General features: G+C 35.0%; 20 protein-coding genes and 1 tRNA gene. 12 read left to right on the top strand and 9 right to left on the bottom strand.

Annotated features, from left to right (window positions below; genetic code table 11):
• Positions 1-395 precede the first annotated feature (395 nt).
• Together SIB53_RS09830 and SIB53_RS09835 are read left to right on the top strand one after the other, a co-directional pair.
• The gene (locus tag SIB53_RS09830; protein ID WP_413678015.1) at positions 396-548 is read left to right on the top strand and encodes a hypothetical protein; all 153 of its coding nucleotides are present in this window, start codon (positions 396-398) and stop codon (positions 546-548) included.
• A 28-nt stretch (positions 549-576) separates the two neighbouring features.
• A complete protein-coding gene (locus SIB53_RS09835; protein WP_413678016.1) occupies positions 577-1374 on the top strand; it encodes a TIGR01548 family HAD-type hydrolase in 798 nt (265 codons plus the stop codon).
• A gap of 158 nt (positions 1375-1532) precedes the next feature.
• Here the strand turns inward: SIB53_RS09835 and SIB53_RS09840 are convergent, their stop codons facing one another.
• The 3 genes from SIB53_RS09840 to SIB53_RS09850 form a co-directional block, all read right to left on the bottom strand.
• The gene (locus tag SIB53_RS09840; RefSeq protein ID WP_413678017.1) at positions 1533-1817 is read right to left on the bottom strand and encodes a hypothetical protein; all 285 of its coding nucleotides are present in this window, start codon (positions 1815-1817) and stop codon (positions 1533-1535) included.
• A 56-nt stretch (positions 1818-1873) separates the two neighbouring features.
• Positions 1874-2056, bottom strand: coding sequence for a hypothetical protein (locus SIB53_RS09845; RefSeq protein WP_413678018.1), 183 nt, complete (start codon positions 2054-2056; stop codon positions 1874-1876).
• Positions 2057-2253: 197 nt separating this feature from the next.
• Positions 2254-2466 (bottom strand): hypothetical protein, encoded by a 213-nt coding sequence (locus SIB53_RS09850; RefSeq protein WP_413678019.1) that lies wholly within the window; start codon positions 2464-2466, stop codon positions 2254-2256.
• 244 nt (positions 2467-2710) lie between these two features.
• Between SIB53_RS09850 and SIB53_RS09855 the strand changes: the two genes are divergently transcribed.
• From SIB53_RS09855 to SIB53_RS09885, 7 genes are all read left to right on the top strand, one after another.
• A complete protein-coding gene (locus SIB53_RS09855) occupies positions 2711-3307 on the top strand; it encodes a hypothetical protein (RefSeq protein ID WP_413678020.1) in 597 nt (198 codons plus the stop codon).
• Positions 3308-3416: 109 nt separating this feature from the next.
• The gene (locus SIB53_RS09860) at positions 3417-3581 is read left to right on the top strand and encodes a hypothetical protein (protein WP_219045946.1); all 165 of its coding nucleotides are present in this window, start codon (positions 3417-3419) and stop codon (positions 3579-3581) included.
• A 63-nt stretch (positions 3582-3644) separates the two neighbouring features.
• Positions 3645-3716, top strand: a tRNA-Gly gene (locus SIB53_RS09865).
• A 106-nt stretch (positions 3717-3822) separates the two neighbouring features.
• A complete protein-coding gene (locus tag SIB53_RS09870; protein ID WP_413678021.1) occupies positions 3823-4167 on the top strand; it encodes a hypothetical protein in 345 nt (114 codons plus the stop codon).
• Positions 4168-4308: 141 nt separating this feature from the next.
• Complete coding sequence (locus tag SIB53_RS09875; RefSeq protein WP_413678022.1) at positions 4309-4593, top strand: DUF3764 family protein; 285 nt, start codon at positions 4309-4311, stop codon at positions 4591-4593.
• A 7-nt stretch (positions 4594-4600) separates the two neighbouring features.
• A complete protein-coding gene (locus SIB53_RS09880; RefSeq protein ID WP_413678023.1) occupies positions 4601-4852 on the top strand; it encodes a hypothetical protein in 252 nt (83 codons plus the stop codon).
• A 211-nt stretch (positions 4853-5063) separates the two neighbouring features.
• On the top strand, positions 5064-6758 hold the full coding sequence (locus SIB53_RS09885) for a protein adenylyltransferase SelO family protein (protein WP_413678024.1): 1695 nt from the start codon (positions 5064-5066) through the stop codon (positions 6756-6758).
• A 180-nt stretch (positions 6759-6938) separates the two neighbouring features.
• Here SIB53_RS09885 and SIB53_RS09890 read toward each other — a convergent pair whose 3' ends face one another.
• Entirely contained in the window at positions 6939-7064 is a 126-nt protein-coding gene (locus SIB53_RS09890; RefSeq protein WP_413678025.1) for a hypothetical protein, read from the bottom strand.
• A 14-nt stretch (positions 7065-7078) separates the two neighbouring features.
• Between SIB53_RS09890 and SIB53_RS09895 the strand changes: the two genes are divergently transcribed.
• Together SIB53_RS09895 and SIB53_RS09900 are read left to right on the top strand one after the other, a co-directional pair.
• A complete protein-coding gene (locus tag SIB53_RS09895; RefSeq protein WP_413678026.1) occupies positions 7079-7207 on the top strand; it encodes a hypothetical protein in 129 nt (42 codons plus the stop codon).
• Positions 7208-7212: 5 nt separating this feature from the next.
• On the top strand, positions 7213-7380 hold the full coding sequence (locus SIB53_RS09900; RefSeq protein WP_413678027.1) for a hypothetical protein: 168 nt from the start codon (positions 7213-7215) through the stop codon (positions 7378-7380).
• Positions 7381-7494: 114 nt separating this feature from the next.
• On the opposite strand, the gene SIB53_RS09905 is transcribed toward SIB53_RS09900, so the two are convergent.
• Together SIB53_RS09905 and SIB53_RS09910 are read right to left on the bottom strand one after the other, a co-directional pair.
• Positions 7495-7740, bottom strand: coding sequence for a hypothetical protein (locus tag SIB53_RS09905; protein ID WP_413678028.1), 246 nt, complete (start codon positions 7738-7740; stop codon positions 7495-7497).
• A gap of 55 nt (positions 7741-7795) precedes the next feature.
• A complete protein-coding gene (locus SIB53_RS09910; RefSeq protein ID WP_413678029.1) occupies positions 7796-7969 on the bottom strand; it encodes a hypothetical protein in 174 nt (57 codons plus the stop codon).
• Positions 7970-8169: 200 nt separating this feature from the next.
• Here SIB53_RS09910 and SIB53_RS09915 point away from each other — a divergent pair, with 200 nt between their 5' ends.
• Positions 8170-8382: a hypothetical protein gene (locus SIB53_RS09915; protein ID WP_413678030.1), complete on the top strand. Its 213-nt coding sequence runs from the start codon at positions 8170-8172 to the stop codon at positions 8380-8382.
• A 51-nt stretch (positions 8383-8433) separates the two neighbouring features.
• On the opposite strand, the gene SIB53_RS09920 is transcribed toward SIB53_RS09915, so the two are convergent.
• From SIB53_RS09920 to SIB53_RS09930, 3 genes are all read right to left on the bottom strand, one after another.
• Entirely contained in the window at positions 8434-8616 is a 183-nt protein-coding gene (locus SIB53_RS09920) for a hypothetical protein (protein WP_413678031.1), read from the bottom strand.
• 224 nt (positions 8617-8840) lie between these two features.
• The gene (locus SIB53_RS09925) at positions 8841-9092 is read right to left on the bottom strand and encodes a hypothetical protein (RefSeq protein WP_413678032.1); all 252 of its coding nucleotides are present in this window, start codon (positions 9090-9092) and stop codon (positions 8841-8843) included.
• Between the two features lie 10 nt (positions 9093-9102).
• Positions 9103-9258 (bottom strand): hypothetical protein, encoded by a 156-nt coding sequence (locus tag SIB53_RS09930; RefSeq protein ID WP_413678033.1) that lies wholly within the window; start codon positions 9256-9258, stop codon positions 9103-9105.
• Positions 9259-9315 lie beyond the last annotated feature (57 nt).

Genomic DNA, 9315 nt, shown 5'->3' on the forward strand with positions numbered 1-9315 from the left:
CAATTTATTCAATATGGTTTTACCTCATATTCTCAAAATTGGTGTAACCACCCCAAAAAACTTCGCATTGCACTACAACATCGACTTAATTAGTTGGTTAAATTCTCTAAGTCTTTACGTTTTAATCATGCTTACTCCATATCACATAATTTTATTCGCAATCCTTTTAGTAGTTAGTTCTGCTTCAATTTTTCAAATGTCCACTGCAGAGCAAAGCTGATGACATCATTTTTCATAATTGCTATGGCTGGTTATTTCTATTTGATGGCCTGCTTATGGAGAGATTTAAGAAGAACCAAAACAAGTTGAAATTCACTTAATATTTCAATTTTCAAAATTGCTTGGTAACTTCAAAGAAGACTCAAACAAAATCTTCTTCATTATCTAGCAAAGGCATGAATAGCATTACAAGATTTTCAGCAATTGGTATACCCACGATAATTGGGATGGGAATTGCATGGGTAGGTAATCGAATTATTAAGAATGAAAAAGGTCTCAAAGACCGTGAATTAGAACTTAAGCTTCAACTAAACAACAAATTCGATTGAACATTTTTTGATTAGAAAAAACTCAATAATGAATAATATTGGCCTGATTTTATTTGATATTGATGGGGTTATTCGTGACGTAACCAACAGCTATCGATTAGCTATCCAAGAAACTGTAAATTTTTTTAGTGGGTGGAGACCCTCAATAGAAGATATTGATTCTATAAAAAGTGAAGGCTGTTGGAACAATGATTGGGATTTGAGCCTAGAAATGATCAATAGACATGTACAAAAAAACAATCGTTCTTTTTCAGCTCCGTCTAAAAAAATATTAATTGAATGCTTTGAAAACTTTTATTTTGGTGGAGATCCAAACCATGACTCTAGTGAATGGTCAGGTTTTATTAAAGATGAAACGTTATTAGTCAAACAAACACTTTTTAAGGAATTAACTCAGCGAAGAATTGGTTGGGGTTTCGTAAGTGGAGCTGAATTACCATCGGCGAAATTCGTCTTAGAGCAGAGGCTTGGCTTAACCTCTGCTCCCTTGATTGCAATGGGTGAAGCGCCTGAGAAACCTGATCCAACAGGATTTATTTCACTATCTTCTAAACTTTCAAAAAAACCTTTAGGCCTTTCCAATCCGCCAATTGCATATATTGGAGATACTGTTGCAGATGTTAAAACAGTTATAAATGCTCGAATTAAGATCCCTGATCAGAAATTTATCAGTCTAGCTATTGCTCCTCCACATTTACATGTAGCTTCAAGTCGAAACAAACGTCTCATATATGAAGCAGAGTTGAAAAAAGCAGGTGCAGACTTGATTATTGAATCGATGGACAATTTAAAAAATGAAATTCTAAATTTGTTCATAAAGCAATAGATAATTCAATATCTAATTTTTTAATTCTCGCAATTATTCATTTGCCCAAAGAAAAATTCAACATGAAATAAATTCTTAAATTGAATTTGTTAGAAAGGTGCTTAAACAATTAGTTAAATAGGCGTTATCAGTCATTAGCACGTAACTGCAAAACGAAATCAAGCTGAAACTGCTTCAGCATTAATTACATCATCGTCAGAAATATTTACTTCATCATCATTTGATTTCTTATTTTGAAAAAAGTAGTAAGCAGCTCCGCCAGCAACTGTTGATGAGACAATTAATCCAGAAATAAGTGTAAGTGCAACGAGACCGCCTATCAGTCCACCTTTCAAACGAAGAAGGTTTGATTTAATTAAAAGAAGTAAAAGTAATGTTGAAGTTGCTTTTAATGATGCGATTCTTAAAGCTGTTAAAGGCCAAAATGGATTAAAGAAAAACATTTTAAAATTTCTTTCTTCAAATGTAGAGGCTTTTTTGACTTATTGAGGAAAAAAAACTAGAAAATGGTGAAATTGCTTGTAGTTCCTTTAGGTGTAACAAAGTCTTGTACAACTTCTTCGCTCATACATTCAGTTGGATAGGAGATCACATTCTTTGCTGTGAATCCTGCACCAATGGCAACCACACTAATAACAAAAATCCATTTGGATCTTTCACTTGAAATAAGTCTTTTAATCATTTACGAAAAATCATTAATTTTTATTCTGTCAAATAGTCTGAGAATTGGGTCAAAAAGATATTGATCGAGAGTTTTATCAGCATTTTGAGAAGTCATTACCCAATAAATAAAAGCCCCAATACAGAGAAGAGTTAATATTTTCGGCCAAAAGTTTTCTGGATAATTCGAATCGGAGTTGAATTGATTTTCTTTTCTCATTACTTCCAACGTATACGTTCTGGATGATCTTTTTCAATTTTCCTAAGTAGCAAAAACAAACCCACAAGACTCAATGGTCCAATGACAAGTGCAACTTGCATAAAGGTTATTATTAAAGGATCTAAAACCGCAAAAAAATTCATTATCTCAACAACTGTCGCCACCATTACAACCAATAATCTTGAAAGTGAGTCTGGAGGAATTAAGAACATATCTTCTTACTGATTTACTTGTTGCTTTTATCTTAGTATTAGCTTGAATTTAGAAATACATTTTAATTATTTTTGGAATGTGCGGTCAACGTCCAAATATTCGCCTAGTCCGTCCTCGGGTTTCCTCTGTTAAACAAGCAACCTGGTTTCTATCATTGGTAAGTTTCTTTAAAAAATATTAGTTCTTGTATTAGGAAGATTTCAATAAAGTTGCTAATTTCGTATTAGCTCCAAATTAACTTAATTGACCTTCAGATCATTATTGTTATTAGCACATCTACAAGCATTTCTCATCCCTATCCTTATTGGAATTAAGTCCATAAACAGATTCAAGCAAATTAGATTTCCTCTGCTACCACCTTTTGCCTTTATCTCACTAGGCCTTGCTTCAATGTTTGAGATGTTCGATCATACGACTACGGATTGGATATATGTAGATCACTCATCAATATATAATTGGCTGTTTTATTCATTTCTTTCTATTGGATTATCGTTCTTTACTATTTCAGTAGCTAAAAACAAGTCGATCATAACTAGCAATATTTTGTTAATAATTGCCGCGCTTTTTTCTTATTGGTTACTAGACAAGTCAACAACTCTTTTAATTCAAGTATTAATAAGTATTCTACTTATATCGCAATGGTGGAACCGATTTAAAGATTGGGTCTTCTTTATTTATCCAATCACGGGAGTAATCTTTACTACATTCTTTGGGATTCTACTTTCAAGTTCAGGCGAACAAATATGGCATGTATTTATAGGTCCATCAGGAACGATAAGTGTCTTAGCTTTTTACGCAGTTTTAAAGAGATCAAGAAAAAAAGAAATCATTTCTGCTTAATAAGATATTGATCAACTTCAAGATCGCTATGACTATTAAAATTACATTTGCAGTTATCATCTTAGGTAAGATGATTCATCTCATGACGTTGATTAATGTTTAAAAGCTAATGAGTCTGAGTTCTCATAGACAACACAAAATTTATATTGCTGCAACGATGGGTTATGGACTTGGTTCTGAAGATCCAGAAGAATTAGCGCTTTATGAGATGATCAAAAAAGAAATAGAAAAAGACTGCAAAAACAGAAATATGGGCATTAAAAGAACTGATTAGACTCTCATTTCAGAAAGTGTCTAAAGATAGGGTAGGCATTTAACTTCGCTAACTTAAAGATCTGCGGGTGTAGTTCAGTGGTAGAACGTCAGCTTCCCAAGCTGAATGTCGCCAGTTCGAGTCTGGTCATCCGCTTGAAAAAAGTCGAAACTAAATTCTAATTGTGTGGTGTAACTCACAACAGCAAGTTCAGTCCACAGAAAACAATTGATATCGACATAATTTGATTTTAGAGATTTACATGGATACCCCCTCTAAGGAACAAATTCTTGCTGCATCCAGTGGATGGGTTGCTACAACATTAAATTTCCTTCCTGGCTTAGGTGCTGGATACCTTTACCAACGTCGTTGGATTCCTTACTTTGCAACTGGAGGAGCAGCTACAGCTTGGTTCATTCTAGGAGCTATCTTAAATGGTGATACAGAGCCAACAAAAGCCGAACAATTAATTGGAATAGGAGGCTTATTTTTGATATCAATCACAACAATGGTTGAATCTAAAATTGCTCATAAGAAAGCAAGATTAGTCGTAGAAGAACAGCTTCAGGCAAAGACTCCAAAGAAAAAAGGAGGTCTTTTTAGATAATCAGTCATTTAGAAAATTAATAGTGATGACAGTAAAAAATCATAATTGTGTTAGGAGAGGTTGAAGATATGATTAATGAGACAGAATTTTATATAAAAATATGCAATGCTCTTTCTCAGTCATAATCATCTAATCTAAAAAGTGGCTCTAGAAACTACCGTATTCAGCTTTAAGATTTCTGTTCCGTTTGAACAATGGGCAGCGGTATATGACAGTGAAGAAAACAAACAACTTATGAAAGAAGAAAAAATTGTTTGTCTTTATAGAGGGATAAATAAAGAGGATCCAAGTAGTGCCGTTGTTATAGAGCAAGCTGAAGAAGGTAAATCAATCGCAATGTTTTCCAATCCTGAAGTAAGACCTTTAATTGAGGAAGCTGGACACATTTATGATTCAACCGTCATCACTAGTTACTTACGAAGTTAATTAAAAGATGAAACACTTTCTTTCTCTTGTTTTATTTGCTGTATTTATAAGTGGCTGTACAAAGAACACTTCTCGAGTCAGTTCCTTAAAACCAAATGTAATCTCTGAGACACAAAGACAAAGAAATCTTTGCCTTGATTGGTATGCTTACAGAATTGAAACTGCTAAAGCAATTTCAGACCTAAATCTCAAAACAGAAAAAGAGTCGGATTTAATGGTTTATTGTGAGTTCTTTAAAAATGTAGCTGACACGAATTAACTTTTTATATGGAATTGAATTAGCCCTGTAGTTTTATGTCTTGAAACTTTCCCAACGATACAACTGAATCAAAAATATTTTCTCTCCATTTTTTAGACTTATAGCCTAGTACAAAACAGATTTTAAGAAAATTAAAGCATCGAATCTATGCTAGAAATATAAAAGAAAGATTCATCAAATTAAAAACTTAACCAACTACAAAAAGACCTAAATGAGCAGTACTAAAGCTATGCAGACAACTAGAACTTTCTCTGAGTTTGCAAAACAAGCTGACTACTCATTCATGGATTCTCTCGAACCTGATCCTCAGGCAACAGATGATGGTGACGACCACCTAACAAGAGAGGTCTTTTCTGGTCACTATGTACCTGTCACTCCAACAGCAATTCCAAAGCCAGAATATATCGCTCATAGTAAAATATTATTTAACGAGTTAGGTTTGAGTCAGGAACTTGCTCTAGATGAGCTTTTTCGTCGTCTATTCTCCGGCGACATAAGTGTTGCGACATCACCGATGCGACCATTTGGTTGGGCTACCGGTTACGCACTATCTATCTATGGAACTGAATATACTCAGCAGTGTCCATTTGGAACAGGTAACGGCTATGGAGATGGGAGAGCTATTTCTGTATTTGAAGGTCTTTTTAATGGCAAAAGATGGGAAATGCAACTTAAAGGAGGAGGGCCAACACCATACTGCAGAGGAGCTGATGGACGAGCAGTGCTTCGTTCAAGTGTTCGTGAGTTTTTAGCGCAGGAATATATGCAATCACTCGGAGTACCAACATCACGATCTCTCACACTTTATGTCTCTAAATCTGAAACAGTCCGCAGGCCTTGGTATACAAAAGACTCCAATTCAATCGATCCAGACATATTGGTAGAAACACCAGCTGCAATCTCAACACGAGTCGCGCCATCATTTTTACGGGTAGGTCAGATAGAACTCTTTGCACGTCGAGTACGCAACAATGAGCATCAAGATGCAATGAAAGAGCTCGAGATGATTGTGAAGCACTTAATCGTAAGAAATTACAATGAGGAAATTGATCCGAACCTTAGCTTTAGCGACCAAGTCGTTGAGCTCGCGAATTCATTCCGAGAACGACTCACATCATTAGTAGCTAATTGGATGCGGATTGGCTACTGCCAAGGTAATTTCAACAGTGACAACTGCGCTGCAGGTGGTTTCACCCTCGATTACGGTCCATTTGGTTTTTGCGAACTATTTGATCCTAGATTCCAACCTTGGACAGGAGGTGGTGAACATTTTGCGTTCTTTAACCAACAAGTTGCTGCCGAAGCCAATTATCAAATGTTTTGGGGGGCTATTCGACCTCTACTTACCGGCAACGCAAAGGCACTGGACAGGCTAGATATCATCAGCGATGGATTTACTACGATAATGAATCAGAAAATGGAGAACATGTGGACAAAGAAACTAGGCTTAGTCACTTATGACGCACCTCTAGTAAATGAAATGCTGCAGCTCATGGTTCACACAAAGGTCGACTACACAATCTTTTTCCGAAAACTTTCAAGTATCCCCCAAAATCTTAAGGACTTAAAAGATAGTTTCTATCTACCAATTTCAAAAGAGATTGAGACCAAATGGATCAGTTGGCTACAAAGATGGCGGGAGCACGTAATTAACAAAGGTGATCAAAATGAAATATCAGCAAAAATGAAACGCATTAATCCAAAATACACATGGAGGGAATGGCTCATCACACCAGCATACGAAATGGCAGAGAAAGGCGACTATGGTCTCATAATGGAACTACAAGCAGTTTTAGACAAACCTTACGAGGAACAATCATTAGAGGTACAGAAAAAATACGACAGACTCAAGCCCAAGAAATTCTTTGGAGCCGGTGGGATTTCCCATTACAGCTGTTCCTCATGAATCAACACTAGAATTTAAAACCTACTAAGTTAGGGCTATAGAATTTAAAACCAAAGTTTAATTATCTTCAATAGGAACAACAAACATAAAAAGATTCATTGGATGACTTTTTTATATAGGGAACCGAACCAATCATTCTCTCGCTAAAGAAATAATTGACACATGATTAGGTAGTTGAATTCAAACCATGTCCGAAGATACAAAATCTAAAATCAGAATTTTTCTTCCATTTAGTTGGTTCATTCCCGCTCTAATTTCTTTTGGAATAATTAATTTCCACCAACTTTCTGCGGGCATCTCACCCATATCCATTTAGAACCATGTCATCACATATTCCTGAATTTTACGAATCAATAGTTGAGGCTTCCGAAAGAGGAGAGTTATGGGGGCTTGATCAATTTTCAAATAACATTAATCAAGTTGAAATCAACTTTGATCCTTCTGTTTAAAAATAATGCTTAACTTCGATAAAATAAATCCTCTAAACCAAGAAGATAGAGAATTACTTTCTGATTTAAAATCCACCTTTGACCTTGGGACTCAATCTATTATTGGACAAGATGAAGATGAGATGTTTGATGATCTCAACGATTTAATGACTGAATATACTGAAGATCTATAAATAGATATAACATTCTCAATATAAAAATTGTTGGATCTAGAAATTTCATTTTTTCAATGCGACGGATTTTGAAAAATTATATATAAACTCCCAAAAGTCGAAAAAAGAAAAATTTTAACTATTAATTTTTTGCCAAATAATTTCAGCATCTCTAAGAAGGTAAATAGCTTCTTTCCTGCCAACAGCTCTTTCAGCATCATTCATCAACTTAATATATCTCTCTCTAAGAGCCTGCTTTTCCATAACAACTTTGGTAAACATATGAAGCTTTTCATGTCGAGCTAAAACTTTGCTTTCGGCTACTTTCTTTATGAAGCCATGTGTGTTTTTAGCTTTTACACGAACGTTGTGCCTACTCATTTAACAAAATCTTGGTTACTGATTTATCATTCGTACATTCTGAAAAGGGAACTTATCAACCGCGTGTAGGGTTAACCTCCAATTTTATATTCAATGAAGAAGCTTTACCCACTTCGAATCCATAGTCTTTCGCGAGTTCTATTAACTCTTGCATTGACAAGTCAATTAGATAACCTCGAATACATTGATAAGCATTAAAGCTCTCAACACTTTTTCGCTCATTGAACATTGCACGAGAGATTCTTAGAGCTAAGGCTTCTTTAGTGAAGAGTGCACTAAAACAAATAAGTTAAATGCTATTCAACTGCTAAATATGTGTGTGTGTGTACAAATCATCTTAAAAAAAACAAAAAATAAGATCAATCTAGTTGCCCTCAAAATCACACTCTGCAAATTGACCTTTTAATATCCAATTTAAATGAAATAGCTATGACAGAAGCAAAAAAAAACAAAAAACTTGGTTTTATCCCAAAGACCCCAAAGACTTCAGAAAAAAAAGAGATAATTAAAGAGCCCAAAGGAAGACTTATCTCCTGGTCTCCCTGGCCTCCTGCTAATTTCAAAACTCGTTATCCAGCATTCCCTTTAGTTACGACTGTTTTGATTTTAATAATTTTACGCTGGCTAACATTGGCTAATTAGCTTAATTAAGTACTAGTAAATAGTGAACAGTTATATAAGGAAAGTTGTTTTTCAAAAGTGAAAATAGGGGATGTCTCTTGGGGGGGCTGGACGCGTAGAACAGATACCAAATTGCAAGCATTCCATGACATCATCATCATATTTTGGCTTGTAATTAGAAAACAACTCAGACATTTCATTTCCTTGACTGGAAACCCCAGAAAAATTTCGAAATAATTGCTTTGAGAATGGCATGGTTAGACATTTAAACAACTTGCTTAATTTCTACTCATATTGGTTTAAGAAATCTATGGGGAGGAACACTCAAGTATTTATACAGTCAAGGGAACCAAATTCAATACATAGAGACAATTGTCAAAGTATCAACTAGTGGTTTTCTTGAAAGAGATTGTTTTATTGATAAGAGGCAACTTTATCTCCACGCTTTACTTTGGCTTTTCTAGATAATAAAAGTTCCATTATTTTGATTTTTCTCTTTGACTAAACCCCTCCGGAGACTGGAGATAAGAAGTTTGGCCTAAATAGGGATCTTCGCCAAAAAGATCGTTCATTTGCTTTTCTGTCATTTGCCTAGGAGCTTGAACGGTTTCAGAAGGATCTAATTCTATAAGCGATGAATCAATTTCATCTGCATTAACAGCCGCAGGACAAAGAAGCAGAAGAAAACCAAGAGAGAAAGAAACAATTCGAATTAGCAATGAGTCATTCATTTTCTTGAAATTACCTACCGCTAGAGTCGGAACTATAAACTTGCTCAACCGTCTTATCTTGACTGGCTTTTTTCTTATTAGATAAAGAGCATCCATCTTCACCCCATGCCAAAACAGGGGCTGTAGTAAAAGAAAGGGCAAATACTAAAGGTAAAATTTTATTCATAAGAAAAATTGTAAGCAAGGCAATATTAAACCCTTTTAAGAAAGTGAGTTTAACTGA

It is taken from the genome of Prochlorococcus sp. MIT 0916, from assembly GCF_047305155.1.
Lineage (GTDB): Bacteria > Cyanobacteriota > Cyanobacteriia > PCC-6307 > Cyanobiaceae > Prochlorococcus_B.